Source organism: Psychrobacter sp. TB55-MNA-CIBAN-0194, assembly GCF_040309505.1.
Classification (GTDB): domain Bacteria; phylum Pseudomonadota; class Gammaproteobacteria; order Pseudomonadales; family Moraxellaceae; genus Psychrobacter; species Psychrobacter fozii.
On record NZ_JBEOOW010000668.1, the window covers coordinates 1 to 244 of the forward strand.

Sequence of the window (244 nt, forward strand, 5' to 3'; positions counted from 1 at the left end):
GTATTAGTGGCCTAGGTATCACCTTGGTGACTACTACCGCGCTTGCCAGTATGTATCCATTACCACATGCTATTGTATTAGTCATTTTTCCATCGTTATTACTCAATGCGATGACTTGGCTGGCAGGTGGTGGTCGCACGATTTGGCAAAATTTCATCTATTATGGCAGGCGCTATTGGTTACTGGCATTGACCAGCTTACTCGGTAGTATTTTAGGCGCGAAGCTCTTACTATGGGTCGATAG

1 pseudogene is annotated in these 244 nt (G+C 45.1%); it reads left to right on the forward strand.

Annotated features, from left to right (window positions below):
• Positions 1–2: 2 nt before the first annotated feature.
• Positions 3–244 (forward strand): annotated as a pseudogene (locus AAEY75_RS16680) (sulfite exporter TauE/SafE family protein); the annotation flags it as partial.